Source organism: Pseudomonas sp. AA-38 (assembly GCF_029457475.1).
Lineage (GTDB): Bacteria > Pseudomonadota > Gammaproteobacteria > Pseudomonadales > Pseudomonadaceae > Aquipseudomonas.
The window spans coordinates 1,882,247-1,907,853 of the sequence record NZ_CP120359.1 but is presented as its reverse complement, the minus strand read 5'-3'; the positions used below and the strand labels follow the sequence as shown (position 1 = coordinate 1,907,853).

The window sequence follows — 25,607 nt, the reverse complement described above, 5'->3', positions numbered from 1 at the left end:
CTAACCCCGGCTCAATCGCAGCAAAGAACCTCGGTGGCACAAAAAGTGGCACAAAAAATCGATTCAGAAAAATTCACCGCCCATAAAAAAATCCAGTCACCGCTAAGTGACTGGATTTTCTAGGGATTTTTGGTCGGGACGGAGTGATTCGAACACTCGACCCCTTGCACCCCATGCAAGTGCGCTACCGGGCTGCGCTACGCCCCGACGATGCTTCCGGGTCACCGGAAGCGGGAAGAACTATACATTAAGCTTTTGAAATAAGGCAACTTTTTCTTTGCCTTACTTTTTCAGGACGTGCAGAACGTCTTCGAGCTCGGCGATCATCTGCTTGATCAGTTGACGATACTGAGTGGTGTCGTCCTTGGCTTCATCGCCGGACAAGCGCTGACGAGCGCCACCGATGGTGAAGCCCTGATCGTACAGCAATGCGCGAATCTGCCGGATCATCAGCACATCCTGACGCTGGTAATAGCGACGGTTGCCCCGCCGCTTCACCGGATTCAACTGTGGGAATTCCTGCTCCCAGTAACGCAGAACATGGGGCTTGACCGCGCAGAGTTCGCTCACTTCACCGATGGTGAAGTAGCGCTTGCCGGGGATCGCCGGTAGTTCGTCGTTATGACTTGGTTCCAGCATAGGCCTCGACCCTGGCTTTCAGTTTTTGCCCTGGACGAAAAGTGACCACACGACGAGCCGTGATCGGAATCTCTTCCCCTGTTTTCGGGTTACGGCCCGGTCGCTGGCGCTTGTCGCGCAAGTCGAAGTTGCCAAAACCCGAAAGCTTGACCTGTTCATTCAGTTCAAGAGCCTGGCGGATCTCTTCAAAAAACAGCTCCACCAGTTCCTTGGCTTCCCGTTTGTTCAGGCCGAGCTCTTCGTACAGACGTTCGGCCATCTCAGCTTTCGTCAGAGCCCCCATACGCTACTTCCTTAACGTGGCGTTGAACCTTTGTTCGAGGGAGGTGAGGATATCCTGCGTCGTGGCACTCACCTCATCGTCGTTAAGAGTGCGCGATGGATGTTGCCAGGTCAAGCCAACCGCAAGGCTTTTTCTAAGCGGATCAATACCTTTACCCTGATAGACGTCAAAAAGCTTGAGGTCTGTCAGCCACTCGCCCGCCGCCTCACGGATGGCCGCCAGCACGGCTTCTGCCGGCTGCTCGCGATCGACCAGCAGCGCCAGATCGCGACGCACTTCAGGGAAGCGCGACAGCTCATTGAACGCAGGCAGACGCCCAGCCGCCACTTCGGCCAACAGCAACTCGAAGAGGAACATCGGCTGATCCAGCTCCAGGGTCTTGGCCAACTCGGGATGCAAGGCCCCCATGAAGCCGACCAGGTGCCCTTCCCGCTCGATTCGCGCGGTCTGCCCCGGATGCAGGACGGCATGCTCGCCCGGCAAGAAGCTGAATGCATCGGCCGCACCGGCATACCCCAGCAGCGCCTCGACATCGGCTTTCAGGTCGTAGAAGTCGACGCTCTCACGGCTATTGGCCCAGCCTTCCGGCAGGCGACTGCCCGTGATCACGCCCGCCAGCATGGCTTCCTGCTTGAGCTCACCTAGCTGACCGACGAAGCGCAGGCCGCTCTCGAACAAGCGCACGCGCGACTGCTGGCGATTGAGGTTGTGCTGCAGCGCCTTGATCAGCCCCGGCCACAACGAGCAACGCATGGCCGCCATGTCGGCGGAAATCGGGTTGGCCAGTTGCAGGGGTTCGACGCCCGGCGCGAACAGCTCGAACAGCTTGGGATCGATGAAGCTATAGGTGATCGCTTCCTGATAACCACGCGCCACCAGCAGACGGCGCAGCGCCGGCAGCTCGGCACGCGCTTCGGCACGCGCCTGCGGCGCGAGACGCGCTTGCGGATAGCGCACCGGCAGGCGGTTGTAGCCGTACAGCCGGCCCAGCTCCTCGATCAGATCCACTTCCAGGCTGATATCGAAGCGGTGGCTGGGCACACTGACCTGCCACTGACCGGCACCCTGAGCACTGACGCCCAAGCCCAGCGAGGTCAGCAGGCGCTCGACCTCGGCGCCGTTCATATCCATGCCCAGCATCTGGCTGATGCGCTCGGCGCGTAGGGTAATCGGAGCCACCTTAGGCAGATCGACCTCGCTGACAGCCTCGATGATCGGCCCCGCTTCACCGCCGACGATTTCCAGCAGCAGCGCGGTCGCGCGCTCCATGGCCTGGCGCGCCAGTTGCGAGTCCACACCACGCTCGAAGCGGTGCGAAGAGTCGGTGTGCAGGCCATAGGAACGCGCCTTGCCGGCCACGGCAATGGTGTCGAAGAAGGCGCTTTCCAGGAACAGGTCGCGGGTCTTGTCACTGACGCCGCTGTGCTCACCACCCATGACGCCAGCGATGGCCAGGGCACGACTGTGATCGGCGATCACCAAGGTGTCGGCGCGCAGGCTGACTTCCTGGCCATCGAGCAGCACCAGCTTCTCGCCCTCTTCGGCCATGCGCACGCGAATGCCGCCGTTGATTTCGGCGAGATCGAAGGCATGCATCGGCTGACCCAGCTCGAGCATCACGTAGTTGGTGATGTCCACTGCCGCATCGATGCTGCGGATGTCGGAACGACGCAGGCGCTCGACCATCCACAGCGGGGTCGGACGAGACAGGTCGACGTTGCGCACAACGCGGCCGAGGTAACGCGGACAGGCCTTGGGCGCCAGCACTTCGACCGGGCGCACTTCGTCATGGGCAGGCGCGACGGCGTCGATGACCACAGGCGACACTGCGGCGCCATACATGGCACCGACTTCACGGGCCAGACCGGCGAGCGACAGGCAGTCGCCACGGTTGGGAGTCAAGCCGATCTCGATGCTGGCATCGTCCAGATTCAGGTAGGCACGGATGTCCTGACCAACCGGCGCATCGGCCGCCAGCTCCATCAGGCCGCTGTTGTCGTCGCTGATCTGCAACTCGGAAGCCGAACACAGCATGCCCTGGGATTCCACGCCGCGCAGCTTGGCCTTCTTGATCTTGAAGTCGCCCGGCAGCTCGGCACCGATCATGGCGAACGGAATCTTGATGCCGACGCGAGCGTTGGGCGCGCCGCAGACGACCTGGAAGGTCTCGCCGCCATTGCTTACCTGGCATACGCGCAGCTTGTCGGCGTCCGGGTGCTGTTCGGCACTGAGGATCTCGCCGACCACCACGCCACTGAAGGCACCGGCCACCGGCTGCACGGCATCGACCTCGAGGCCGACCATAGAAAGGCGCGCGACCAGATCCTCACGGGATACGTCGGGGTTCACCCAGCCACGCAACCATTGTTCACTGAATTTCATGTTGTCTGTTCTCCTTAAACGAATTCGATCACGAGGGGCGGTTACTAGCGAAATTGCGCCAGGAACCGCAGGTCGTTATCGAAGAACAGGCGCAAGTCATTGACGCCGTAACGCAGCATGGCCAGACGCTCGGCGCCCATACCGAAGGCGAAGCCGGAGTATTTCTCCGGGTCGATGCCGCTCATGCGCAGCACGTTCGGGTGCACCATGCCGCAGCCCATCACTTCCAGCCAGCCGGTTTGCTTGCATACACGGCAGCCCTTGCCGGAGCACATGACGCACTGCATGTCGACTTCGGCCGATGGCTCGGTGAAGGGGAAGAAGGAAGGACGGAAACGCACGCCCAAAGGCTTCTCGAAGAACACGCGAAGGAACTCTTCGATGGTGCCCTTGAGGTCGGCGAAGCTGATGCCCTCGTCGACCAGCAGGCCTTCGACCTGATGGAACATCGGCGAGTGAGTGATATCCGAGTCGCAACGATAGACGCGGCCAGGGCAGACGATGCGGATAGGCGGCTGCTGCGACTCCATGGTGCGCACCTGTACCGGTGAGGTATGGGTGCGCAGCAACATGTTGGCGTTGAAATAGAAGGTGTCGTGCATCGCCCGCGCCGGGTGGTGGCCGGGGATGTTGAGCGCCTCGAAATTATGGTAGTCGTCCTCGACTTCCGGGCCCTCGGCCACGCTGAAGCCGATATGGGTGAAGAACTGCTCGACACGCTCGAGCGTGCGCGTGACCGGGTGCAGGCCGCCGGAGGCCTGGCCGCGACCCGGCAGGGTCACGTCGATACGCTCGGAGGCCAGCTTCTCGGCGAGCAGGGCCTGCTCGAGCACGGATTTGCGGGCGCTAAGCGCATCCTGAACCTGCGTCTTGGCGGCGTTGATCAGGGCGCCGGCCTGCGGACGCTCCTCTGCCGACAGCTTGCCCAGGGTCTGCATCAGGGCAGTCAGTTCACCCTTCTTGCCCAGGTACTGAACCCGGAGCTGCTCCAGGGCGTTGACATCTTCGCTTCGTTGCACGGCCTCGAGCGCTTGGGAGACCAATGCATCCAGATTTTCCATGTACAGACTCCAGATACGAAATAGGGGAAGAGCTGTTAAGGCTCTTCCCCTATCTTTGACGTTGCCACCGGGCGAACCCGGTGATTGTCGGGGGACTTAAGCCAGAACGGCCTTGGCCTTCTCGACAATCGCAGCAAACGCCGCTTTTTCGTTCACTGCCAGATCGGCCAGAACCTTGCGGTCGATCTCGATCGACGCCTTTTTCAGGCCAGCGATCAGACGGCTGTAGGACAGACCGTTGACGCGAGCGCCGGCGTTGATACGAGCGATCCACAGTGCGCGGAACTGACGCTTGCGCTGACGACGGTCACGGTAGGCGTACTGGCCTGCCTTGATCACCGCCTGCTTGGCGACGCGGAACACGCGCGAACGCGCGCCGTAGTAGCCCTTGGCGAGCTTCAGGATTTTCTTGTGACGAGCACGAGCGATAACGCCACGCTTAACACGAGCCATGAGTAATTACCTCTAAGTATCTTGACCGATTAACGAACGCGCAGCATGCGCTCGACTTTTGCCTTGTCCGACGGATGCATCAGCTCGCTACCGCGCAGTTGACGCTTACGCTTGGTGGACATCTTGGTCAGGATATGGCTCTTGAAAGCGTGCTTGTGCTTGTAGCCCGAAGCAGTCTTCAGGAAGCGCTTTGCAGCACCGCTCTTGGTTTTCATCTTTGGCATGTTTAGTACTCCGCATTCATTAACAACTGATAACCATCAGGCCTGCCAGTGCCCGGGAGGTTATTTACGCTTCTTGGGAGCGATGACCATCATCAGCTGGCGTCCTTCCAGCTTGGGATGCTGTTCGACGGTGCCGAGCTCGATCAGGTCTTGTTCGACCCGCTTGAGCAGCTCCATCCCCAGCTCCTGGTGGGCCATCTCACGGCCGCGGAATCGAAGCGATACCTTGGCCTTGTCCCCATCTTCAAGGAAACGTACCAGGTTGCGTAGTTTTACCTGGTAATCCCCTTCTTCCGTCCCTGGACGAAACTTGATCTCTTTGATCTGCTGCTGGTGCTGGTTCTTCTTGGCAATAGCAGCCTGCTTTTTCTTCTCGAACAGGTGCTTGCCGTAGTCCATGATGCGGCAAACCGGAGGCACCGCATCAGCGGAGATTTCCACCAGATCCAGCTTGGCTTCCTCGGCAGCGCTCAGCGCCTCATCGATGGAAACCACACCAATCTGCTGACCGTCCGGCCCAATCAGGCGAACCTCACGCGCGGTGATGTTCTCGTTGATAGGCGCCTTGGGGGCGGCCCGCTTGTCCTGTCTCATATCACGCTTAATAGTTCTTACTCCAAATCTTGGCGACCACGCCGGGAAACCGTTTGCTGCAGTTGCGCCATGAACTGCTCGATGGGCAACGAGCCCATATCGACGCCTTCGCGAGTGCGCACAGCAACGGATCGTGTCTCGACTTCCCGATCTCCAATAACCAAGAGATAGGGAACCTTGAGCAAAGTATGCTCGCGGATTTTAAAGCCGATCTTCTCGTTTCTCAAGTCGGCCTTGGCACGGAATCCGCTTTGATTGAGGGTTTTCTCCACCTCACGGGCGAAATCGGCCTGTTTGTCGGTGATATTCATGATCACCGCCTGAGTCGGCGCCAGCCAGGCCGGGAAGGAACCGGCATAGTGCTCGATCAGCATACCGATGAAGCGCTCGAAGGAGCCGAGTATCGCACGATGCAGCATGACCGGGCGCTTGCGATTGTTGTCCTCGGCGATGTAGCTGGCCTCCAGGCGCTCCGGCAGGTTCGGATCGTACTGCAGCGTACCGCACTGCCAGTTGCGCCCCAGGCAGTCCTTGAGGGTGAACTCGATCTTCGGCCCGTAGAAGGCGCCCTCGCCCGGTTGATATTCCCAGGTCAGGCCCGACTCGTTGAGCGCGTCGGCCAGCGCCCCTTCGGCACGATCCCACAGCTCTTCGGAACCCACGCGCTTGGCCGGACGGGTCGACAGCTTCATGGACACATCGGTGAAGCCGAAGTCCTGGTAAACCTGCAAGGTCAGCTTGATGAAGTCGGCCGCCTCCTTCTTCACCTGTTCTTCGGTGCAGAAGATGTGTGCATCGTCCTGGGTGAAGCCACGCACACGCATGATACCGTGCAGCGCACCGGACGGCTCGTTACGGTGGCAGGCGCCGAACTCGGCGAGGCGCAGCGGCAGGTCACGGTAGGACTTCAGGCCCTGATTGAAGATCTGCACGTGGCACGGGCAGTTCATCGGCTTGACCGCGTAGTCGCGATTCTCCGACGACGTGGTGAACATGTTCTCGGCGTAGTTGGACCAGTGCCCGGAGCGCTCCCAGAGGATGCGATCGACCACCTGCGGCGTGCGCACCTCCACGTAGCCATGCTCACGCTGCACCTGGCGCATGTACTGCTCCAGCACCTGATAGACAGTCCAGCCATTGGGGTGCCAGAACACCATGCCCGGCGCCTCTTCCTGCAGATGGAACAGGTCGAGCTGCTTGCCGATGCGGCGATGATCGCGCTTCTCGGCCTCTTCGATGCGCTGGATATAGGCAGCCAGTTGCTTCTTGTCTGCCCAGGCAGTGCCATAGATGCGCTGCAACTGCTCGTTCTTCGAGTCACCGCGCCAGTAGGCACCGGAAATGCGGGTCAGCTTGAACGCCTTGAGGAAGCGGGTATTGGGCACGTGCGGACCGCGGCACATGTCCACGTATTCTTCGTGGTAGTACAGGCCCATGGCCTGCTCGTCCGGCATGTCGTCGATCAGGCGCAGCTTGTACTCTTCGCCACGCGCCTTGAACAGCTCGATGACCTCGGCCCGCGGCGTCATCTTCTTGATGACGTCGTAGTCCTTGTCGATCAACTCCTTCATACGCTGCTCGATGGCGGCCATGTCCTCGGGAGTGAAAGGCCGACCGATGGCGATGTCGTAATAGAAGCCTTCCTCGATGACCGGGCCAATCACCATCTTGGCATCCGGGTAGAGCTGCTTGACCGCATGCCCAACCAGGTGCGCACAGGAATGACGGATGATCTCCAGCCCCTCTTCGTCCTTCGGCGTGATGATCTGCAGGGTCGCATCGCTGTCGATCACATCACAGGCATCGACCTGCTTGCCGTTCACCTTGCCGGCCAGGGTGGCCTTGGCCAGGCCTGCACCGATGGATTGGGCGACCTCCAGCACGGATACCGGATGATCGAACGAACGCTGACTGCCGTCGGGAAGAGTAATGGTGGGCATGGCGCCTCCTCTCCTAGTGGTGACCCCTACCAAAGGTCACGTGGGTTGGGATGAGCCAGGAAGCGATTCGGCGGTATACCCACCTAACGATGGCAGGAGCCCGAAGGCCAACCAGACCGAACCAGAGTCACTGGGGAAGTAAAGAGAGCGGATGCTTCCAGAAAGCCGCCACGCTGGCAAGCGCAACGACACTCAAGGAGCACGCCCCGGCACCGGAAAATCCGGACAATAAAAAAGGGGTCGCCTGGCGACCCCTTTTTATCGATTTGGTAGGCACAATTGGACTCGAACCAACGACCCCCACCATGTCAAGGTGGTGCTCTAACCAACTGAGCTATGTGCCTTCGATGGGTGCGCATTCTACGCAGATCTTTTTGGCCGTCAACAGGTTTTTTCGCTAACCCACTGAAATAGGCCAATTTTTTTACCAGACACCCTTGTTGGATATTTTGCACGGGCACTAGCCGGCCATTTTCAACTCAGGTAGCATCGGGCCATTCGTAAAAAATAAAGAACAGAGGTTCAATATGGTGCACACGGCTTATCCGCAATCCTATTACGCCGCTTCAGCCAACCCCGTCCCGCAGCGCCCTGCCCTGCAAGGCGAGGTGGAAACCGATGTGTGCATCATCGGCGCTGGCTATACCGGCCTGTCCACTGCGCTGTTCCTCCTGGAGAACGGCTTCAAGGTAAGCATCGTCGAGGCGGCCAAGGTCGGCTTCGGCGCCTCGGGGCGTAACGGCGGGCAGATCGTCAACAGCTACAGCCGCGACATCGACGTGATCGAGCGCAGCGTCGGCCCCAAGCAGGCGCAACTGCTCGGGCAGATGGCCTTCGAGGGCGGCCGCATCATCCGTGAGCGCATCGCCAAGTACGATATCCAGTGCGACCTCAAGGACGGTGGTGTGTTCGCCGCGCTGACTGGCAAGCAGATGGGCCATCTGGAGTCGCAGAAGAAGCTGTGGGAGCGCTACGGCCATACCCAACTGGAGCTGATGGATGCACAGCGCATCCGCGAGGTGGTGGCCACCGACAACTATGTCGGCGGCATGCTGGACATGAGCGGCGGCCATATCCATCCGCTGAACCTGGCGCTCGGCGAAGCCGCTGCCGTGGAATCGCTCGGCGGCGTGATCTATGAACAGTCCCCGGCCACACGCATCGAGCGTGGCGCCAACCCCGTGGTGCATACCCCGGAAGGCCGCATCAAGGCCAAGTTCGTGGTGGTGGCCGGCAACGCCTACCTGGGCAATCTGGTCCCGGAGCTGGCGTCCAAATCAATGCCGTGCGGCACTCAGGTGATCACTACCGAGCCGCTGAGCGATGAAATGGCTGCCAGCCTGCTGCCGCAGGACTACTGCGTCGAGGACTGCAACTACCTGCTCGACTACTACCGCCTCTCCGGCGACAAGCGCCTGATCTACGGTGGCGGTGTGGTCTACGGTGCGCGCGACCCGGCCAACATCGAAGCAATCATCCGCCCGAAGATGCTCAAGACCTTCCCGCAGCTCAAGGATGTGAAGATCGACTTCGCCTGGACCGGCAACTTCCTGCTGACCCTGTCGCGCCTGCCACAGGTCGGCCGCATCGGCGACAACATCTATTACTCGCAGGGCTGCAGTGGCCATGGCGTGACCTACACGCACCTGGCCGGCAAGGTGCTGGCCGAGGCACTGCGCGGCCAAGCCGAGCGCTTCGATGCCTTCGCCGACCTGCCGCACTACCCCTTCCCGGGTGGCCGCCTGTTCCAGGTGCCCTTCAGCGCCATCGGCGCCTGGTACTACACGCTGCGCGACAAGCTGGGCGTCTGACCCTGCCCCAAACGAGAACGGCGCCCGCGGGCGTAATGCCGATCAGCTAAGCGCCGACTGGCTACGATTAGTCCCCTCGCCCCTACGGGGAGAGGGTTAGGGAGAGGGGTAAATGGCCGTTTCGCGGTATTTCGGCCCTCTCCCCGCCCCTCTCCCGTAAACGGGAGAGGGGAGCCAAACGTGTACAGCATCAACTGGCTGGCATTACCCGAACCCGAGGGCGCCGTTTTCTTTTGCATCAGGGGCAAGCCGGCAAGGTTTGGCACTGCCCGCCTGAGCCACTGGCCTTGAGCGGCGCGGCAAAGCGTGAATCCTTCGGTGCCAAACGTTGCGCACAGGCCTGAGCCTGCTGCGCCTCGCGCGCGCAGCCCTGCTCGCCCAGCACCTGCGACAGGTTGAACCAGCCAGCCGCGAAACCTGGCTCTCGCTTGAGGCTCTCGCGCAGGGCCTGCTCGGCGCCCTTGCGGTCACCGTCGGCATAGCGGCTGTTGCTCAGGGCGAACCAAGGCAACGACTCCTTCGGCCAGGCCTCGCTCGCCGTGCGGTAGGCGCGGCGCGCGGCAGCGGCCTGACCGGTCTGCTCCAGATCGCTGGCCGCCTTCATCCAGGTGTGCATATCAGCCTGTGCGGGCAAACGATCGGGCGACAGCGTCACCACCGCCCAGCGCCCGCCTCGGGCCCAGGTTCTGTCGAAGGTATTGAAACTGGTTTCCAGCCGGCGCGTGGTGCCAGAGCGCAGCATCAGCTCGCGCTCGCGGCGGTCATAGCCCACCACCACAGCGAAATGCCACTGTGGGTACCAGTCGAAGCCCAGGTTCTGCAGCACCAGCACCGGATTGCCGGCCGCCACTTCGGCCAGCACGGCATCCAGCCGCGGCTGCAGCGGGTAGACCAGCATTTCATGGCTGCGCGCGGCAGCCACCATCTCCACCTGCAGGCTGCCTTCGCGGCCTGGGATGTAGACCTTGTCCTTGAGCAGGCCGGGCGACGTCATCACACCACGCTGGTTGAGCATGGTGGACAAGGCCGCCGGCCCGCACTGGTAGGCCTGCTGCGGAAAGAAGGGAACGTCGCTCAGCTCGACCCGTTCAGGCAAACGCTCGCCCTCCGGTGACAGCACCGGAGAGCGAGCACAAGCAGCGAGTAAAGCGAGAGAAGCGATGCAGCAGAGACGAATCAGCGATTTATGCATTTGACGAAACTGAAGATGTCGGTGGCGCACAGCATATCAGTGATGATGAAGATCACCAGAAACAACACGATGATACCCACCACACCAGCACCGGCAGGCGCCTGATCCAGTTGCTGGTTGAACTGTGCCAGCTCGGCCGGCGTCAGGCTGGCGATGCGCGCCTCCACCTGCTCGCGATCCACGCCCATGGCCAGCAGTTTGTCCTTGACCTGCTGATCGTCGAGCATGGCCAGCAGTTGCTGCTGGTCGACCTGGTGCTGCTGCTCGGCGATGACCTCGGGCGTGCCGATCATGGCCGCATTGGCCGCGGGAATCTGTACCACCAGCAGCAACTGCAGCAATGCGGTGAAGGCGGCCAGACGACGCATGAAGGGGGTCATGGATATTGTCATTGTAGTGATCTCCTGAGGGACGAACTAGCCAATAGACAGCATCGTATCGACGGAGGTTCAGCCCTCACAGCGCCCCGCTCAAGCCCCCTGGAGCAACTGGCTGAGCACCGCACGCAGCTTGCCGGGCTTGACCGGCTTGTTCAGCAAGGGCACGCCCAGCACCTGCAGCTCACGCCGACAGGCATCGCTACGGTCGGCACTGATGACCAGTGCCGGAATCGGCTGAGCGAAACGCTCGCGCAACTGCTCGATCACCTGCGAACCGAGCACACCATGATCGAGGTGGAAGTCGGCGACGATCACCTCCGGCGCCCTGCCCTGCAGCCGCTGCATGGCCTCGGAAAGATCGACAGCGGTGATCACCTCGCAGCCCCACTGCCCGAGCAAGGCCGCCATGCTGTGCAGGATATCCACTTCATTGTCGATCACCAGCAGGCGCCGGCCTGGCAGGGGGTTGCCGAGCAGAGCCTGTGCCACGGGCTGCACCTGGCGTTGCGGCCGCTCCTGGGCCAGCGGCACGCGGATGCTGAACACCGAACCGCGCCCCGGCTGCGAACGCACCTGCACCGGGTAGCCGAGCATGCGCGCGATACGCTCGACGATGGCCAGGCCCAGACCGACGCCCTTGCGCTCGGCGGCGCGGCCGACCTCGAGCTGGTTGAACTCGAGGAAGATCTTGTCCAGTTGATCGGCCGCGATGCCCCGGCCGCTGTCCCACACCTGTATGTCGAGAAAGGCGCCGCGCCGCCGCGCGCCGAGCAGTACGCCGCCGCGCTCGGTGTAACGGCAGGCATTGCTGAGAAAATTGCGCAGGATGCGCGTCAGCAGGCGGAAGTCGGTACGCACCGCACAGTCGGCGATGTGCACGCGTAGGCGCAGACCGCTGGCCACTGCCACCCCCTCGAACTCCGAGGCCAGCGGTGCCAGCAGTTCTTCCAGGCGATAGACGTCCACGTCCGGTTTGATCGCGGCCTGATCCAGCTTGGAGATGTCCAGCAGATCGGTGAGCAGGTCTTCCGCCCCCTCCAGCGCCAGGTGGCTGCGCTCCACCAGATTGTGCTCGGCGTTCGGCAGCTCGCGCTCGCGCAGGGTGGAGATCAGCAGGCGCGCGGCATTGAGCGGCTGCAGCAGGTCGTGGCTGGCGGCTGCCAGGTACTTGTCCTTACTGCGATTGGCCGCCTCGGCGGCATCGCGCGCCTCGCGCAGGGCCCGCTCGATGCGCTCGCGTTCGGCAATCTGCTGCTGCAGGTTGCGGTTGGATTCGAGCAGCTCGAAGGTGCGCGCCGCCACCCGTCGCTCCAGCTCGTCATTGAGTTGCTGCAGGCGCTGCTGGGCCTGCTTGCGCTCGGTGATATCGGCGACGAAGCCCTCGAACACGCCATCACCATCCGGTTTGAGCAGCAGGTTCATCAGCACGTCGATGGTGCTGCCATCGCGCCGCCGCAGGCGCGTCTCGTAACCCAGCAGTGCTTGCCCCTGGTTCAGCCGCTCACGGATCAGCGCCAGCTCGTCGAAGCCACCGACGAACAGGTGCCGGGCCAGGTCGCCCGGCGACCACAGCACCTGCTGCGGGTCGTCATAGCCGAGCATGCGCGCCATCGCCGGGTTGGCCGCCAGCACACCGTCCTGCAGGCTGGCCTGGATGATGCCGTGCACGGCATGCTCGAACAGCCATTTGTAGCGGTTGCGCTCGGTTTCCAGCTCCTCCAGACGCGCCAGCAGCTCCGGGTAATGACTCTTGCGCGCCGACTGGCTGCCCAGGCCCAGCAGCCCGGCCAGGGCCTCGTCAGAGCGCCTCGCCATAGACCACCTCGACATCGCGCTGGGTCGACTCGCGCGGGTTGGTGAGGATGCATGGGTCGTCCATGGCATGGCTGGAAAGGAAGGGAATATCCGAACTGCCGACGCCATGCAGGCCCAGGGTTTCACGGAAACCCACGGCATGCTTGAAGGCGATCAGGTGTTCGACCAGGCGCTGGCGGATCTGCGCGTGAGCAAGGCCACGGCAGTCGATGCCGAGGGTTTCGGCGATGACCTTGAAACGCTCCGGCGCTGCGCTGTAGTTGAAGGCCACCACATGCTCGATCAACACCGCATTGCACAGGCCGTGCGGCAGGTCGAGGAAACCGCCCAGGCTGTGGCTCATGGCATGCACCGCGCCGAGAATGGCGTTGGAGAAAGCCAGGCCGGCCTGCATGCTGCCGAGCATGATCTTCTCGCGCAGGGCGATATCCTGCGGGTTGGCGATCATCTGCACCAGGTTGCCGTTGATCAGGCGCATGGCCTCCAGCGCGTGGGGGTCGGTGAGCGGGCCGTGGCCGGTGGAGACGAAGGCCTCGATGGCATGCACCATGGCGTCGATGCCGGTGCAGGCGCTGAGGAAGGGATCCATGCTCAGGGTGGTTTCCGGGTCGATCAGCGACACGTCCGGCACCACCGCCTTGCTGACGATGGAGAACTTCATCCGCTCCTGCTGGTTGGAGATGATCACGAACTGCGACACATCCGCCGAGGTGCCGGCAGTGGTGGGAATCAGAATCAACGGCGGGCTGGGCACACGGATGGTGTCCACCCCCTCGAATTCGAGAATGCTGCGGCCATGGGCGACGACGATGCCGATACCCTTGGCGCAGTCCATGGGGCTGCCGCCGCCGACCGCGACTATGACGTTGCAGCCCTCGCTGCGATACAGCTCGGCGCCCTCCATCACCTCTTCCACACGCGGGTTGGGCGACACCTTGGTGTACAGGCAGTAGGCGATGCCCAGGGCCTGCAGGCTGGCCTCGACATCCCCGGCCCAGCCGGCGGCGACCACGCCGGGGTCGGAGACGATCAGCACCTTGCGGGCACCGAAGGTTCGGGCGTAGTTACCGACATTGTGTCGGGAGCCAGCGCCGAAAATGATCTCGGGGGAAACGAACTTACGCAGTTGCCTCAAATCGTGGCTCATACAACGGCCTGAATCTTGTTGTTATGGACTGACCATCAGCCTACTGCATTGCCCGTTTTATGCAATGCGACCTAGGTCAGGCGCTGGTAGAAGTCATGCTCGGCACGCAGGGCTTCGGCCAGATGGGCGGCCTGGCGAAAGCCATGGCGCTCGCCGGGGAAGAGGAGGTATTCGACTGCCAGGCCGCGCTCGCGCAGGGCTTCGACCATCGACTCGGTCTGGCTCGGCACCACCACGGCGTCCAACCCGCCCTGGAAGAAGATCACCGGCGCCTGGATGCACCCGGCCTGCAAAAGAGGCGTGCGACGCCGGTAGCGCTCGGCATCCCGCTCGGGGTCGCCGATCAGCCAGTCCAGATAGTCGGCCTCGAACTTGTGAGTCGCCTCGCGCAGCGCCAGAGGAGCACTGACCCCATAGAGGCTGGCGCCACCGCGCAGAAATGGCAGCTCGACCAGCGCTCGCAGCGCGCTGAAACCACCGGCACTGCCGCCGCGCACGAACACCCGCTGCGCGTCGATACGGCCGCTGGCAGCCAGCGCCTTGATGGCGGCGCCGATGTCCTCCACCTCCAGCTCGCCCCACTGCCCGGCCAGGCGCAGGCGATAGGCGCGGCCATAACCGCTGCTGCCCCGGTAGTTGAGATCAAGCACGGCGTAGCCGCGCAGCGTCCAGAAGGCGATGCGCGGGTCGAACACCGGATAGCAGGCCGAAGTGGGCCCGCCATGCAGGAAGACCACCAGCGGCGGACATCCACCGGAAGAAACCGGGGCGTAGAAAAATCCATGGCAGTGCTCGCCCTGCCCCACTTCACAGCTCAAGGGCTCCGGCCGGGAAAGCTGTGCGCTGGGCAAGGGCTGTTCGCCACCGGCGCGTATATGCAGTGCGCCATCGCTGCGACCAATAGCGAGCACGGCCGGCAGGCGATCCGGCGCAGCAGCGATACAGTAGAAATATTCGCTATCGGCAGCCAGGGAACGGAAGCGGGTGAAGCCTTCAGCCAGCCTCCGTTCGTAGGGTGCGCTGTGCGCACCGATTGTTTTGCCGTCGAGATCGCGGGTGCGCACGGCGCACCCTACCAGCACGCCGACACCCTGCTCGAAGCGGGTCAGCAGCAGCTCGTCGTTCGCCAGCGGCAGATAGGTACAGCCACCCAGTTGCCAGGGCGCCGGGGCATGGTCGCCAGGCGCACCCTGGGGTTCCGCCTCCCTGTCGACACACCAGGGCTGCCACCAGCCGGCCTGGTCGCTCAGCACCCATAACCGGCCCTGGGCGTCGAAGCGTGGCTGCTGCAAGGAGCGGTCCCCCGCCTCACCAGCCAGTATGCGGGTAGGTTCGCCGGACTCACGCAGGCACAGGCGCGTGGCGACCCAGGGCTGGTTCGGCCTGTCCCATTCGATCCAGGCCAGGCGCTGGCCTTGGGCATCGACTACGGGCGCGGCATAGAAATCGGCGCCCTCGACCAGTACCTCGCGCTTGCCGTTCAGACCGATACGCACCAGGCGATGCACCACCACGTCGCCTTCATGGCTTTCCTCCACCGCCAGCAGCGCTTGCCAGGCAGGCACTAAGGACAGGTCGCCATAACGGCAGTGAGCCGCATCGGTGATGGCGTAGGGTGCGCTGTGCGCACCGCCGTCCACCGCGAAATCGATGCGATAGACCTGCTGGTCGCTCTCGTTGACGAACGCCACGCCCAGCTCCGTGGCGCAGCAGGCACCGCCACCGTATTCGTAGACCCGGCTGCGCACGGAAAACCCTGGCGGCGTCAGCTCACGCACGACGCCATCGCAGCAGAAGAACAGCCCGCAACGCGCCAGCCCGGGATCGAACGCCACCCACAGCACACCGCCATGGGCAACGTGCAACTCGGCGAAATCGGCGCTGGCGGCTGCGGCCTGCTCGGCACTCCAGATGCTGTCGTGATCGGTGCGCACGGCGCACCCTACGCCTTGCATATGATCCGCGAGGCCTTCTCGTTGCGGTACTGCAGGGCATCCAGGCCCAGCGGCGCCTCGTCGGCCTGCCGCCGCGCGGCGAGAATCACCTCATGGTGCGCCGACTTGCTGCACACCGGGTCGGCGTTGCTGGCGTCGCCGGTGAGCATGAAGGCCTGGCAGCGACAGCCGCCGAAATCCTTGTGCTTCTCGTCGCAGCTACGGCAGGGCTCGGGCATCCAGTCGTCGCCGCGAAAGCGGTTGAAGCCGAAGGAGTGCCGCCAGATATGTTCGAGGCTGTGCTCGCGCACGTTGGGAAATTGCACCGGCAATTGCCGTGCGCTGTGGCAAGGCAGCGCCGTGCCATCCGGGGTGATGTCGAGAAACAGGCTGCCCCAGCCGTTCATGCAGGCCTTGGGGCGCTCCTCGTAATAATCCGGGGTGACGAAGATCAGCTTGCACGGGTGCTTCTCGGCCGCCAGCTTGTCGCGCCACTGATTGGTGATGCGCTCGGCACGTTCGAGCTGCGCACGGGTCGGCAACAGCCCGGCACGGTTGAGCTCGGCCCAGCCATAGAACTGGCAGGTGGCGAGTTCGACGAAGTCCGCCTCCAGCTCCAGGCACAGCTCGATGATGCGCTCGATATTGTCGATGTTGTGCCGATGGGTGACAAAGTTGAGCACCATCGGGTAGCCATGGGCCTTGACCGCACGGGCCATGGCCAGCTTCTGCGCGAAGGCCTTCTTCGAGCCGGCCAGCAGGTTATTCACCTCCTCGTCGGCGGCCTGAAAGCTGATCTGGATATGATCCAGGCCAGCTTCGGCGAACTCGGCGATGCGCGCTTCGGTCAGGCCGATGCCGGAGGTGATCAGGTTGGTGTAGTAACCCAGGCCGCGCGCCGCTGTGATCAGCTCAGCCAGATCCTGGCGCACCAGCGGCTCGCCGCCGGAAAAGCCCAACTGCGCCGCACCCAGCTCACGGGCCTGGCGAAACACCTCGATCCACTCGGCGGTGGACAGCTCGGCGCCCTGCTGAGCGAAGTCCAGCGGGTTGGAACAGTACGGGCATTGTAGCGGGCAGCGGTAGGTCAGCTCGGCCAGCAACCACAAGGGCTGACCAATCGGCACGCCCGGTTTAGCGAAGCTCGATCCAGAACTGTGCATGGGCCACCTCGATAAAGGCCAGGATGTCTTCGTCGATGCCCGGCACACCGGGGAAACGCTGCTGCAGGTTGGCGATGATCTCCCCCACCGAGCGCGTGCCGTCGACCTGCTGGAGAATCTCGCCGGCACTGTCGTTGAGTTTGATCATGCCCTCCGGGTAAAGCAGCACATGGCAGTCCTGAGCGGGCTCGAATTGCAGGCGGAAACCACGGCGAATGGCGGGCACGCTGGGCAGAAGGTTGGCAGTCATGGAACGGACTCCGTCATGGTGCTGGTGCGCACAGCGCACCCTACAAAAGGCTCAACCGTAGGGTGCGCCACGCGCACCGACACATCGAGGTTCATAGCGCGATCCCCCGATGCCAGACGCGCTGCTCGGTCACCGTGTGATACGGCGGGCGCTGCAGTTCGTAGGCCATGCTCATGGCGTCGAGCATGCTCCACAGCACGTCCAGCTTGAATTGCAGGATCTGCAGCATGCGCTCCTGCGCCTCACGGGTGCGGTAGTGCTCGAGGGTGATGCGCAGGCCATGCTCGACATCCCGGCGCGCCTCCTTCAGGCGCTTGCGGAAATAGTCGTAGCCGGTGGCATCGATCCACGGATAGTGCTGCGGCCAGGCATCCAGGCGCGACTGATGGATCTGCGGGGCGAACAACTCGGTCAGCGAGCTGCTGGCCGCTTCCTGCCAACTGGCGCGGCGGGCGAAGTTGACGTAGGCATCGACGGCGAAGCGCACGCCGGGCAATACCAGCTCCTGCGACAGCACCTGTTCACGGTCAAGACCGACCGCCTCGGCCAGGCGCAGCCAGGCTTCGATACCGCCCTCCTCGCCAGGCGCGCCATCGTGGTCGAGGATGCGCTGAATCCACTCGCGGCGGGTTTCGCGATCCGGGCAGTTGGCGAGAATCGCCGCATCCTTGAGCGGGATATTGACCTGGTAGTAGAAGCGGTTGGCCACCCAGCCCTGGATCTGCTCGCGGGTGGCACGGCCTTCGTACATAGCGCGATGGAAGGGGTGATGGATGTGGTACAGCGCACCCTTGGCACGCAGCGCCTGCTCGAACTCGGCAGGGGTCATGGCAGCTTGGCTCATCGGCTCTCCGTTTTTTCTTATTGGCCCGTCACAGGTGGATGCTCATGCCATCGAATGCGACCTCGATGCCATGCGCGTCCAGTTCGGCGCGCTCGGGCGAGTCCAGGTCGAGAATCGGGTTGGTGTTGTTGATATGAATGAGGATCTTGCGCGCCGACGGCAGGCCGTCGAGCACCTCGATCATGCCGCCTGGGCCGCTCTGGCACAGGTGGCCCATCTCGCTGCCAAGCTTGTCGCCCACCTCGCACAGGCGCATTTCGTCGTCACGCCAGAGGGTGCCGTCCACCAGCAGGCAATCGGCGCGGCGCATCCAGCTCAGCAGGTGCTCGTCCACCTGGCCGAGGCCGGGGGCATAGAACAGGCTGCGGCCGCTGCGGCTGTCCTCGATGAACAGGCCGATGTTGTCGCCCGGATGCGGATTGCCGCGATGCGGCGAATACGGCGGTGCGCTGCTGCGCAGGGCAATGGCGGTGATGCTCAAGGCCGAGCAGGCCGGGATGGCGAAGGGCTTGGCGTCCAGATCGATCAAGCGGTGCTGCAGGCCGCCGTTCCAGTGGGCAAGCATGTTGAACAGCGGAAAGCCCGTGGTCAGATCCTGATGCACCATCTCGGTACACCAGACCTCATGGGGGCAGCCTTCGCGCAGGGTCAGAAGCCCGGTGCAATGGTCGATCTGGCTGTCAAGCAGGACGATGCCGGCAATCGCCGTGTCGCGCAGCTTGCGCGCCGGCTGCAGCGCCGGGAAGGCTTCGATCTGGGCGCGGATGTCCGGCGAGGCATTGCACAGGATCCACTGCTCGCCGTTATCGGAAATGGCGATGGACGATTGCGTGCGCGGCTGCGCGCGCAGGGTGCCAGCACGCACACCGCGGCAGTTGCGGCAGTTGCAGTTCCACTGGGGAAAGCCACCGCCAGCGGCGGAGCCGAGAATCTGGATATGCATGGGAGTCACCAGCGGGATGCCCCGGACGGGCCGGGGCCAGGGGCAATCAGCGGTTGGCGAAATACATGGTCACTTCAAAGCCAATACGCAGATCGGTGTAGGCGGGTTTAGTCCACATGGTGCGGTCCTCTTGTTATGGCGCCGGGGCATTCCGGCACCCTCATTAAGCCCCCGCCAGGCAAGAGGCCAAATGGTACTTTGGGATGAGTCGGCACTGGCATTGGTAGGTGAATCCACTTAGTAGGAATGGATCGTGCCACGAAGGTTCCAGCAATTGCTCGGGCTGAAACATGTGCCAATACAAAAGCGCCTAGAGGAATGTGGGTGGCGCATTCGCGATCATGGCCCGGTACAGGGTCAAAACCCATCACCAATAAAAAACGCGGCCGAAGCCGCGTCGCGATAAGGTTCTGCTGCCGCGCATCAGGTAGGGTGCGCTGCGCGCACCGAACGATCACCTGGGCACCAGCAAGCGGTGCGCACAGCGCACCCTACGCCAGACATCAAAGCCGCACGCCGGAGCGAACGTGCGGCCTCGGGGGTCGGTGAATCAGAAGAAACCCAGCGGGTTGATGTCGTAGCTGACCAGCAGGTTCTTGGTCTGCTGGTAGTGGTCGAGCATCATCTTGTGGGTTTCACGCCCGACCCCGGACTTCTTGTAGCCGCCGAAGGCAGCATGCGCCGGGTACAGGTGGTAGCAGTTGGTCCACACACGACCAGCCTTGATGGCACGGCCCATGCGGTAGGCGACGTTCATGTCGCGGCTCCACACGCCGGCGCCGAGGCCGAACTCGGTGTCGTTGGCAATCGCCAGGGCTTCGGCTTCGTCCTTGAAGGTGGTCACGCCGATCACCGGACCGAAGATTTCTTCCTGGAACACGCGCATCTGGTTGGTGCCCTTGAGCAGGGTGGGCTGAATGTAATAACCGCTGGCCAGGTCGCCTTCGAGTTTTTCCGCCGCACCGCCGGTCAGCACCTGCGCGCCTTCCTGCTGGGCGATCTCCAGGTAGCTGAGGATCTTGTCGAACTGCTGCTGCGAAGCCTGGGCGCCGACCATGGTCTCGGTGTCCAGCGGGTTGCCACGCTTGATCTGCTTGACCTTCTTCATCACCTCGACCATGAAGGCGTCGTAGATCGACTCCTGCACCAGGGCGCGCGACGGGCAGGTGCACACCTCGCCCTGGTTGAAGAAGCCCAGCACCAGACCTTCGGCCGCCTTCTCGATGAAGGCCGGCTCGGCGTTCATGATGTCGGCGAAGAAGATGTTCGGCGATTTGCCGCCCAGCTCGACAGTGGACGGGATGATGTTCTCGGCCGCGCATTTCATGATGTGCGAGCCCACCGGGGTGGAGCCGGTGAAGGCGATCTTGGCGATGCGCTTGCTGGTGGCCAGCGCTTCACCGGCCTCGCGGCCGAAGCCCTGGACGATATTGAGCACGCCCGGCGGCAGCAGGTCGCCGATGATTTCCACCAGCAGGGTGATGGACAGCGGCGTCTGCTCGGCTGGCTTGAGCACGATGGCGTTGCCGGCGGCCAGGGCCGGCGCGAGTTTCCAGGCGGCCATCAGCAGCGGGAAGTTCCACGGGATGATCTGCCCGACCACACCCAACGGCTCGTGGAAGTGGTAGGCCACGGTGCCGTCGTTGATCTCGGCGGTGCTGCCTTCCTGAGCGCGGATGCAGCCGGCGAAGTAGCGGAAGTGATCGGCGGCCAGCGGCACGTCGGCGTTCAGCGTCTCGCGTACGGCCTTGCCGTTGTCCCAGGTTTCGGCTACGGCCAGCAGTTCGAGGTTGGCTTCGATGCGGTCGGCGATCTTCAGCAGGATGTGCGAACGCTCCTGCACGCTGGTACGGCCCCAGGCATCGGCGGCGGCATGGGCGGCGTCCAGTGCCTTGTCGACGTCGGCGGCATTGGAACGGGGGAATTCACCGATCACCGAAGCGTCGACCGGGCTGGTATTGGTGAAGTACTGGCCGCTGAGCGGAGCGACGAACTCACCACCGATGTAGTTGCCGTAGCGCGGTTTGAGGGTGACGACGGCGCCTTGGGTACCGGGTTTGGCGTAAATCATGATGCGGTCCTCTCTTCTTGTCGGAGCCTGCAGCCGACGGGTGGAAGCAGGTCATGGTTCGATCTTAGAAAGCCCTCCGCGCCCTCGGTATGCGCCCATGGCACAGATCGCCTCGTCATTTGGTAGTAGAGCGGCGAGCAGTCTGGCGCGGGCCTTCAGCAGCGAGGTGCGAGGTCATGGAAGCTAAAGGCTAGACCGGCTCGCTCGACATTGCGTTCCCCGCCGAGAAAAAACGTCAGCGGCCGTTCAGGGTCATGAAACGACGATGACCGGACAGAGGCCGGCCATCGTCTGCTGCATCAGCCCGTTACTGCTTGGCCACCAGCTCCTTGGGCAGCTTGAAGGTCCACAGCATGCCGCCCTGGTTCAGGTGCTTGACGCGCTTGGCCACCTCGCCGCCCCACAGCGGTACCGCACCACCCCAGCCGGACAGCACCGAGACGTACTGCTCACCGTCCATTTCCCAGGTCACCGGCGAGCCGATCACCCCAGAACCGGTCTGGAACTGCCAGAGCTTCTCGCCGGTCTTGGCGTTGAAGGCCTGCAGATAGCCCTCGGGATTGCCGGTGAATACCAGGTTGCCCTTGGTGGTCAGCACCCCACCCCACAGCGGCGCGTAGTTGGTCTGGCGCCAGACCTCCTTGCCGGTCTTCGGGTCGATGGCGCGCAGCACGCCGATGTAGTCCTCGTTGAGCGGTTTGATGGTGAAGCCGGCACCGAGGTAGGCCGCGCCCTTCTTGTAGGCGATGTCCTCGTTCCAGATGTCCATGCCCCACTCGTTGGACGGCACGTAAAACAGGCCAGTGTCCTGGCTGTAGGCCATGGGCATCCAGTTCTTCGCGCCGAGGAAGGCCGGTGCGGAAAATACGCTGCTGCCCTTTTCCTTGGCGCTGGGCGAGCCGGGGCGGTTGCTGTCGTCGTAGATCGGCCGGCCATTCTTGTCCAGGCCCTTGGCCCAGGTGATCTTGTCGACGAAGGGGAAGCCGCGGATGAACTTGCCGTTGGTACGGTCAAGCACATAGAAGAAGCCGTTACGGTCGGCGGTTGCAGCCGCCTTCACGGTCTTGCCGCCTTCCTGGTAATCGAAAGAGATCAGCTCGTTGACGCCATCGAAGTCCCAGCCGTCGTGCGGGGTAGTCTGGAAGTGCCACTTGATGCTGCCGTCGTCCGGGTTCAGGGCCAGGCGCGAGGAGGAATAAAGGTTGTCGCCAGGGCGCAGGTGCGAGTTCCACGGTGCCGGGTTGCCGGTGCCGAAGAACAGCAGGTTGGTGTCGGCATCGTAGTAGCCACCAAGCCAGGGCGCGGCGCCGCCGGTCTTCCACAGGTCGCCCGGCCAGGTCTTGCCGGCCTGGCCACCGCTGATGCCGTTCTCCACCGCCTTGCCGTCCTTGTAGACATAGCCCATGTGGCCTTCCACGGTCGGGCGAGTCCACAGCAGGTCGCCATTCTTGGGGTCGTAGGCCTCGATCTTGCCGACCACGCCGAACTCGCCACCGGATACGCCGGTGATCAGCTTGCCGTTGACCACCAGGGGAGCGGCGGTGATGGAGTAACCAGCCTTGTGATCGGCCACGCGCTTGCTCCACACCACCTTGCCAGTGTCCTTGTTCAGGGCCACCAGCTTGGCATCCAGGGTACCGAAGATCACCAGATCGTCGTACAGCGCCACGCCGCGGTTGATCACGTCGCAGCAGGGGCGGATATCATCAGGCAGACGCGCTTCGTACTGCCACAATTCACGGCCGGTGCGCGCATCGACAGCGAATACTCGCGAATAGGAGGCGGTGACGTACATCACGCCATCTTTGATCATCGGCTGGGCCTGCTGGCCGCGCTGTTTCTCGCCACCGAAGGACATGGTCCACACCGGGCGCAGTTCCTTGACGTTGCGATCGTTGAGCGTGCTCAGCGGGCTGTAGCGCTGGCCCTGCAGCCCCAGACCGTTGGTGACGATCTGGTCAGTGGTGGTGGCGTCCTTGAGAATTTCGGCATCGGTCACCGCCAGTGCGGCAGCGGATGGCAACAGCATGGCAGCACAGAGTGCGGTGAGGAGGAAGGGCTGGCGAAGACCGGCGTGTTTCATTGCGGCTACCTCTGTGGGTTCATTGTTATTACCGGGAAATTTTCCCGGTCTGCCGCGAATTCTTGGCTCCCACCGCTTACCCAACAATTGCACCCAGTGCCGATTTTCCTCCTTCCTTGGTAGCAATACCTGGCCCGATCACCCACACTGCCGCCCTGCCCAACCGCCCTGGAGACCGCCATGCCCCTCGACCCGCTAGCCCGCAAAGCCGTGCTGGAACACCCGCAAGCGCTCGACTGCAGCGTCTATCGCCCGGACGAAAAGGATGAGGACGCCGAGGAACTCGACCTGGGCGAAGCACGGCTGCTGATGCTTGGCGCCTTCGAGGCGCCGTTGGACTGGGATGCCCGCCAGCGCGAGGAATATTTCGGTGAGGAAGACCCTGCGCTGTTCTTCAGCGCGCGTATCGAATGCCTCGCTGCACCGCTCAGCAAGGCCTTCTTCACGACCGAGAGCGGCGACTACGTGGCCGTACAGCCGAGCCGGGGCGAAGTGGTGATGTACTACGTCTACGATCAGGAAGAGGACGCCGAGGGGAGCCGCTATATCCTGATCCGCGATGACGAGGAACTCTGACAGCCTGTTGTTAGAGCTCCAGCGTCAGCAGCACCGCACAGATCAACAGAAAGCCGCAGAACAGGCTGCGCAGCAGACGCTCCGGCAGCGAGTGCGCCAAACGCACGCCCCAACTGATGCTGAGCAGCCCACCAGCCGCCAACGGCACGCCCAGCCACCAGTTGACGTGCTGGTGCAGCGCATAGGTGAACAGCGTGACGGCGGTGCTGGGCAACGCCAGCGATAGCGACAACCCCTGCGCCACCACCTGGCTGGTGCCGAACACGCTGGTCAGCACCGGCGTGGCCACCACTGCCCCACCCACGCCGAACAACCCGCCCATGCCACCGGCCACGCTGCCAAGCGCGCCGAACCAGCCCCAGGAATGGCGCAGCTCGCCACTCGGCACCGCCTGCTGCGTCAGCATACGCAGCAGGTTGTAGGCCGCCAGCGCCAGCAGGAAGCAGACGAAAGCCCAGCGCATGGTGCGCGCATCCAGGCCGACGGCATAGAGCGAGGCCAGCCAGGCACAGAGGAAACTGGTCACGCCCAGCAACAGGGCATGGCGTGGATCGATACGGTTGCGCTGGTGATAGCGCCAGATTGCCAGCATCACGTTCGGCACCACCATCACCAGTGCCGTGCCCTGGGCCAGTTGCTGATCCAGCCCGAACAACACCCCGAGCACCGGAATGGCGATCAGCCCACCACCAATGCCGAACAGCCCGCCCAGGGTGCCCAACGCCATGCCCAGCAACAGATTCAGCAGCAGATCGAACGCACTCATGACACCTCCACAGTTGTGCGCATGGTAGAAGCGCGCAGCTAGTATGGAAACGCACAAGCACGCAAAATGGCTGTGCTTATCACGCACAGCGAGCCCTCATGAACCCGGATGCCCTGACCGCTCAACTGGAGCTGTTTCTCGACGTACTGGAAGCCGGCAGCTTCTCCGCCGCCGCTCGCCGCCACCCGCTCACGCCCTCAGCGGTGGCGCGGCGCATCGATGCGCTGGAGCGCGCCATTGGCAGCAGCCTGTTCAGCCGCACCACCCATGCCGTGCGGGTCACGCCGGCAGGCCTGGCCTTCGCCGAACGGGCCCGGCGCATCCTCAACGAGCTGCATCTGGCCCGCTCCGAAGCGGTATCGCTGAGCAGCGCACCGGAAGGCCTGATCCGCATCGACGCACCGACGCCCTTCGGTCGCCGCCACCTGGGCCCGGCCATCGCCGACTTCCTCACCGCCAACCCGGGGCTGGACGTGCAACTGCGGCTGATCGACAGCTTCACCGACCTGCACGGCGAGCACCTGGGCGAAGTAGATATCGTGGTGCGCATAGGCCCCCTGCCGGACAGCCGACTGGTGGCCACGCCACTGGCTTCGATGACCCGCATCGTCTGCGCCAACCCGGACTACCTGCGCCGACGCGGCATCCCGCGTAGTCCGTTGGAGCTCGATCAGCATGACGGCCTCGACTGGGACAGCCTCGCCCCACCCTACGCCTGGCGCTTCGAGGTCGACGGCAAGCTGCAGCTATGCAAGCCCAAGCGCATGCGGCAAACCAGCAACAACGCCGAAACCCTGCTGTTCAGCGCCATCGCCGGCCTGGGCATTGCCCACCTGCCGACCTGGATGATCAGCGAGCACCTGCAGCGCGGCGAGCTGGTGCCGCTGTTCTGCGAGAACGGCCTGCCCCCGAGCGAGCCCAGCACCATCTACGCGCTGCGCCTGGAGCGCGAAGCCAGCGCACGAACGCGCCTGCTGCTCAGCTTCCTCAAACAGCGCTTCGGCTTTCCGCCGCCCTGGGATCAGGCGTTGCAGGCCAGCCTGGGCTGAGCAGCGT

General features: G+C 63.3%; 24 protein-coding genes and 2 tRNA genes. 3 read left to right on the top strand and 23 right to left on the bottom strand.

Annotated elements, in window-relative coordinates; genetic code table 11:
* Positions 1-130 precede the first annotated feature (130 nt).
* From PVE35_RS08775 to PVE35_RS08730, 10 genes are all read right to left on the bottom strand, one after another.
* Positions 131-207, bottom strand: a tRNA-Pro gene (locus PVE35_RS08775).
* A 75-nt stretch (positions 208-282) separates the two neighbouring features.
* Entirely contained in the window at positions 283-639 is a 357-nt protein-coding gene (locus PVE35_RS08770) for a MerR family transcriptional regulator (RefSeq protein ID WP_013716019.1), read from the bottom strand.
* Positions 620-922 (bottom strand): integration host factor subunit alpha, encoded by a 303-nt coding sequence (ihfA, locus tag PVE35_RS08765; protein WP_003243414.1) that lies wholly within the window; start codon positions 920-922, stop codon positions 620-622. Before ihfA ends, PVE35_RS08770 begins: the two co-directional genes overlap by 20 nt.
* Positions 923-925: 3 nt before the next feature.
* Positions 926-3,304, bottom strand: a complete 2,379-nt coding sequence (gene pheT, locus PVE35_RS08760) for a phenylalanine--tRNA ligase subunit beta (RefSeq protein ID WP_277374406.1) — start codon at positions 3,302-3,304, stop codon at positions 926-928.
* A gap of 44 nt (positions 3,305-3,348) precedes the next feature.
* Entirely contained in the window at positions 3,349-4,365 is a 1,017-nt protein-coding gene (pheS, locus tag PVE35_RS08755; RefSeq protein WP_268178006.1) for a phenylalanine--tRNA ligase subunit alpha, read from the bottom strand.
* A 96-nt stretch (positions 4,366-4,461) separates the two neighbouring features.
* The gene (gene rplT, locus PVE35_RS08750) at positions 4,462-4,818 is read right to left on the bottom strand and encodes a 50S ribosomal protein L20 (RefSeq protein WP_003243409.1); all 357 of its coding nucleotides are present in this window, start codon (positions 4,816-4,818) and stop codon (positions 4,462-4,464) included.
* A 29-nt stretch (positions 4,819-4,847) separates the two neighbouring features.
* Positions 4,848-5,042 carry a 50S ribosomal protein L35 gene (gene rpmI / locus PVE35_RS08745; protein WP_044401775.1) on the bottom strand — a complete coding sequence of 65 codons (195 nt, stop codon included), beginning with the start codon at positions 5,040-5,042 and terminating at the stop codon, positions 4,848-4,850.
* Between the two features lie 60 nt (positions 5,043-5,102).
* The gene (gene infC / locus PVE35_RS08740; RefSeq protein WP_268178007.1) at positions 5,103-5,636 is read right to left on the bottom strand and encodes a translation initiation factor IF-3; all 534 of its coding nucleotides are present in this window, start codon (positions 5,634-5,636) and stop codon (positions 5,103-5,105) included.
* A 17-nt stretch (positions 5,637-5,653) separates the two neighbouring features.
* On the bottom strand, positions 5,654-7,576 hold the full coding sequence (thrS, locus tag PVE35_RS08735; RefSeq protein WP_268178008.1) for a threonine--tRNA ligase: 1,923 nt from the start codon (positions 7,574-7,576) through the stop codon (positions 5,654-5,656).
* A gap of 267 nt (positions 7,577-7,843) precedes the next feature.
* Positions 7,844-7,920, bottom strand: a tRNA-Val gene (locus tag PVE35_RS08730).
* A gap of 183 nt (positions 7,921-8,103) precedes the next feature.
* On the opposite strand from PVE35_RS08730, the gene PVE35_RS08725 reads away from it, so the two are divergent.
* Positions 8,104-9,387 carry an FAD-binding oxidoreductase gene (locus tag PVE35_RS08725; RefSeq protein ID WP_277374405.1) on the top strand — a complete coding sequence of 428 codons (1,284 nt, stop codon included), beginning with the start codon at positions 8,104-8,106 and terminating at the stop codon, positions 9,385-9,387.
* Positions 9,388-9,625: 238 nt separating this feature from the next.
* Here the strand turns inward: PVE35_RS08725 and PVE35_RS08720 are convergent, their stop codons facing one another.
* The 12 genes from PVE35_RS08720 to PVE35_RS08665 all read right to left on the bottom strand — a co-directional run bounded on the left by PVE35_RS08720 (position 9,626) and on the right by PVE35_RS08665 (position 23,209).
* Entirely contained in the window at positions 9,626-10,579 is a 954-nt protein-coding gene (locus PVE35_RS08720; RefSeq protein ID WP_277374404.1) for a PA2778 family cysteine peptidase, read from the bottom strand.
* Entirely contained in the window at positions 10,564-10,971 is a 408-nt protein-coding gene (locus PVE35_RS08715) for a PA2779 family protein (protein WP_268178011.1), read from the bottom strand. The genes PVE35_RS08720 and PVE35_RS08715 overlap by 16 nt, the downstream gene beginning before the upstream one ends.
* A gap of 78 nt (positions 10,972-11,049) precedes the next feature.
* Positions 11,050-12,774, bottom strand: coding sequence for a NahK/ErcS family hybrid sensor histidine kinase/response regulator (locus PVE35_RS08710; protein ID WP_277374403.1), 1,725 nt, complete (start codon positions 12,772-12,774; stop codon positions 11,050-11,052).
* Positions 12,758-13,921 carry an alcohol dehydrogenase-like regulatory protein ErcA gene (gene ercA / locus PVE35_RS08705; RefSeq protein WP_268178013.1) on the bottom strand — a complete coding sequence of 388 codons (1,164 nt, stop codon included), beginning with the start codon at positions 13,919-13,921 and terminating at the stop codon, positions 12,758-12,760. The genes PVE35_RS08710 and ercA overlap by 17 nt, the downstream gene beginning before the upstream one ends.
* 71 nt (positions 13,922-13,992) lie before the next feature.
* Positions 13,993-15,876: a S9 family peptidase gene (locus PVE35_RS08700; protein WP_277374402.1), complete on the bottom strand. Its 1,884-nt coding sequence runs from the start codon at positions 15,874-15,876 to the stop codon at positions 13,993-13,995.
* Positions 15,864-17,018, bottom strand: coding sequence for a pyrroloquinoline quinone biosynthesis protein PqqE (pqqE, locus tag PVE35_RS08695; RefSeq protein ID WP_277374401.1), 1,155 nt, complete (start codon positions 17,016-17,018; stop codon positions 15,864-15,866). Before pqqE ends, PVE35_RS08700 begins: the two co-directional genes overlap by 13 nt.
* Positions 16,990-17,268, bottom strand: a complete 279-nt coding sequence (gene pqqD / locus PVE35_RS08690; protein ID WP_277374400.1) for a pyrroloquinoline quinone biosynthesis peptide chaperone PqqD — start codon at positions 17,266-17,268, stop codon at positions 16,990-16,992. The genes pqqE and pqqD overlap by 29 nt, the downstream gene beginning before the upstream one ends.
* A gap of 91 nt (positions 17,269-17,359) precedes the next feature.
* Positions 17,360-18,112: a pyrroloquinoline-quinone synthase PqqC gene (gene pqqC / locus PVE35_RS08685; protein ID WP_277374399.1), complete on the bottom strand. Its 753-nt coding sequence runs from the start codon at positions 18,110-18,112 to the stop codon at positions 17,360-17,362.
* A gap of 28 nt (positions 18,113-18,140) precedes the next feature.
* Positions 18,141-19,055: a pyrroloquinoline quinone biosynthesis protein PqqB gene (pqqB, locus tag PVE35_RS08680; RefSeq protein ID WP_277374397.1), complete on the bottom strand. Its 915-nt coding sequence runs from the start codon at positions 19,053-19,055 to the stop codon at positions 18,141-18,143.
* Between the two features lie 46 nt (positions 19,056-19,101).
* Positions 19,102-19,173: a pyrroloquinoline quinone precursor peptide PqqA gene (gene pqqA, locus PVE35_RS08675; RefSeq protein WP_003243383.1), complete on the bottom strand. Its 72-nt coding sequence runs from the start codon at positions 19,171-19,173 to the stop codon at positions 19,102-19,104.
* Positions 19,174-19,605: 432 nt separating this feature from the next.
* Entirely contained in the window at positions 19,606-21,126 is a 1,521-nt protein-coding gene (locus PVE35_RS08670) for an aldehyde dehydrogenase family protein (protein WP_268178020.1), read from the bottom strand.
* 307 nt (positions 21,127-21,433) lie between these two features.
* Positions 21,434-23,209, bottom strand: a complete 1,776-nt coding sequence (locus PVE35_RS08665) for a methanol/ethanol family PQQ-dependent dehydrogenase (RefSeq protein WP_268178021.1) — start codon at positions 23,207-23,209, stop codon at positions 21,434-21,436.
* A gap of 180 nt (positions 23,210-23,389) precedes the next feature.
* Here PVE35_RS08665 and PVE35_RS08660 point away from each other — a divergent pair, with 180 nt between their 5' ends.
* Complete coding sequence (locus tag PVE35_RS08660; RefSeq protein WP_277374396.1) at positions 23,390-23,785, top strand: hypothetical protein; 396 nt, start codon at positions 23,390-23,392, stop codon at positions 23,783-23,785.
* 10 nt (positions 23,786-23,795) lie between these two features.
* On the opposite strand, the gene PVE35_RS08655 is transcribed toward PVE35_RS08660, so the two are convergent.
* Positions 23,796-24,551 carry a sulfite exporter TauE/SafE family protein gene (locus PVE35_RS08655; protein WP_268178023.1) on the bottom strand — a complete coding sequence of 252 codons (756 nt, stop codon included), beginning with the start codon at positions 24,549-24,551 and terminating at the stop codon, positions 23,796-23,798.
* A 98-nt stretch (positions 24,552-24,649) separates the two neighbouring features.
* On the opposite strand from PVE35_RS08655, the gene PVE35_RS08650 reads away from it, so the two are divergent.
* Entirely contained in the window at positions 24,650-25,600 is a 951-nt protein-coding gene (locus PVE35_RS08650) for a LysR family transcriptional regulator (protein WP_277374395.1), read from the top strand.
* Positions 25,601-25,607 lie beyond the last annotated feature (7 nt).

Bases quoted from the DNA above. Each gene is read 5' to 3' on its own strand.
- PVE35_RS08770 (WP_013716019.1), bottom strand. From the start codon at position 639: ATGCTGGAACCAAGTCATAACGACGAACTACCGGCGATCCCCGGCAAG.
- ihfA (WP_003243414.1), bottom strand. From the start codon at position 922: ATGGGGGCTCTGACGAAAGCTGAGATGGCCGAACGTCTGTACGAAGAG.
- pheT (WP_277374406.1), bottom strand. From the start codon at position 3,304: ATGAAATTCAGTGAACAATGGTTGCGTGGCTGGGTGAACCCCGACGTA.
- pheS (WP_268178006.1), bottom strand. From the start codon at position 4,365: ATGGAAAATCTGGATGCATTGGTCTCCCAAGCGCTCGAGGCCGTGCAA.
- rplT (WP_003243409.1), bottom strand. From the start codon at position 4,818: ATGGCTCGTGTTAAGCGTGGCGTTATCGCTCGTGCTCGTCACAAGAAA.
- rpmI (WP_044401775.1), bottom strand. From the start codon at position 5,042: ATGCCAAAGATGAAAACCAAGAGCGGTGCTGCAAAGCGCTTCCTGAAG.
- infC (WP_268178007.1), bottom strand. From the start codon at position 5,636: ATGAGACAGGACAAGCGGGCCGCCCCCAAGGCGCCTATCAACGAGAAC.
- thrS (WP_268178008.1), bottom strand. From the start codon at position 7,576: ATGCCCACCATTACTCTTCCCGACGGCAGTCAGCGTTCGTTCGATCAT.
- PVE35_RS08725 (WP_277374405.1), top strand. From the start codon at position 8,104: ATGGTGCACACGGCTTATCCGCAATCCTATTACGCCGCTTCAGCCAAC.
- PVE35_RS08720 (WP_277374404.1), bottom strand. From the start codon at position 10,579: ATGCATAAATCGCTGATTCGTCTCTGCTGCATCGCTTCTCTCGCTTTA.
- PVE35_RS08715 (WP_268178011.1), bottom strand. From the start codon at position 10,971: ATGACAATATCCATGACCCCCTTCATGCGTCGTCTGGCCGCCTTCACC.
- PVE35_RS08710 (WP_277374403.1), bottom strand. From the start codon at position 12,774: ATGGCGAGGCGCTCTGACGAGGCCCTGGCCGGGCTGCTGGGCCTGGGC.
- ercA (WP_268178013.1), bottom strand. From the start codon at position 13,921: ATGAGCCACGATTTGAGGCAACTGCGTAAGTTCGTTTCCCCCGAGATC.
- PVE35_RS08700 (WP_277374402.1), bottom strand. From the start codon at position 15,876: ATGCAAGGCGTAGGGTGCGCCGTGCGCACCGATCACGACAGCATCTGG.
- pqqE (WP_277374401.1), bottom strand. From the start codon at position 17,018: ATGCACAGTTCTGGATCGAGCTTCGCTAAACCGGGCGTGCCGATTGGT.
- pqqD (WP_277374400.1), bottom strand. From the start codon at position 17,268: ATGACTGCCAACCTTCTGCCCAGCGTGCCCGCCATTCGCCGTGGTTTC.
- pqqC (WP_277374399.1), bottom strand. From the start codon at position 18,112: ATGAGCCAAGCTGCCATGACCCCTGCCGAGTTCGAGCAGGCGCTGCGT.
- pqqB (WP_277374397.1), bottom strand. From the start codon at position 19,055: ATGCATATCCAGATTCTCGGCTCCGCCGCTGGCGGTGGCTTTCCCCAG.
- PVE35_RS08670 (WP_268178020.1), bottom strand. From the start codon at position 21,126: ATGATTTACGCCAAACCCGGTACCCAAGGCGCCGTCGTCACCCTCAAA.
- PVE35_RS08665 (WP_268178021.1), bottom strand. From the start codon at position 23,209: ATGAAACACGCCGGTCTTCGCCAGCCCTTCCTCCTCACCGCACTCTGT.
- PVE35_RS08660 (WP_277374396.1), top strand. From the start codon at position 23,390: ATGCCCCTCGACCCGCTAGCCCGCAAAGCCGTGCTGGAACACCCGCAA.
- PVE35_RS08655 (WP_268178023.1), bottom strand. From the start codon at position 24,551: ATGAGTGCGTTCGATCTGCTGCTGAATCTGTTGCTGGGCATGGCGTTG.
- PVE35_RS08650 (WP_277374395.1), top strand. From the start codon at position 24,650: ATGAACCCGGATGCCCTGACCGCTCAACTGGAGCTGTTTCTCGACGTA.